The organism is Salinimicrobium oceani (genome assembly GCF_012037645.1).
Genome location: NZ_JAAVJR010000076.1, coordinates 1 through 859, shown reverse-complemented (window position 1 = coordinate 859; position 859 = coordinate 1). Strand labels below are relative to the sequence as shown.

2 protein-coding genes are annotated in these 859 nt (G+C 39.3%); both read right to left on the bottom strand.

Annotated elements, in window-relative coordinates; all coding sequences use genetic code 11:
* The coding region (locus HC175_RS15475; protein WP_262887239.1) for a S4 domain-containing protein at positions 1–179 on the bottom strand (179 nt) is incomplete at its 3' end.
* A gap of 20 nt (positions 180–199) precedes the next feature.
* Positions 200–766: a hypothetical protein gene (locus HC175_RS15470; protein ID WP_317172326.1), complete on the bottom strand. Its 567-nt coding sequence runs from the start codon at positions 764–766 to the stop codon at positions 200–202.
* Positions 767–859: the final 93 nt, after the last annotated feature.

Below are 859 nucleotides of genomic sequence, written 5' to 3'. Positions count from 1 at the left end.
ACAATAAGTTCTCCGTTTACACGCACTTCATCCCCGGGTCTTACTTTGGTTCCCATTTCGGGAATTTCGCCATTGATAGTTACCCGCCCTTGTTCTATGAGACTGTCTGCCTTGCGGCGGGAACAATAACCTACTTCACTTAAATATTTATTCAGTCGGGTAAGATTTTCAGCAGACATGGATATAATTTAAAATTGGATTAATCCCAGGCGATCATAAAATATTTAATTGGGGCATTATCGGGAATTTGAGAGGCCTGTATACGGGTTTGGGTGTCATATCTTAACTCGACCGGAAGGTTTTTCTTGTCTATAGTTACATACATGTTGAGGTCGTCTATAAAGATCACCGCAGCACTCAAAGTGTTTTCAATACGTGAGATATTATAATTTTCTACAATATCTTTAAAAGTGCTTTCTGTACCCAAACCTTTCGCTGTTTTAAAGCGGGGATCCAGGACCTGGATAAATCCAATGGTGCTGGTAGAATCGAAAGCCTGTACAGGTTCCAAAAGCAATAATTTTTTACCGGATCTATCATAGATCTCTATCTCATTGCTCTTGCGGTATAATTCACCATCACTTACTTGTTTTACGATCGAATCTTCAGCAAAGACCGAATCCAGTTCTGTGATCTTTACATCCCGGGTAAGCAGGCCTATACTGTTTTGGCTAATTAAAAATGGATCCGGCTCTTTTTCACAGGATAAGAATAAGGATGAAGTAAGAGCAAGAATTAGGAGGCTTTTTCGCATGATATGGGTCACAAAATTATTTTAATAGTTTATTTAAAACTCCCATTACGCCTCTTATAAAGGTTGCGCTGGTGAGTACTTTGACAATTGCTTTTTGTGGACCGG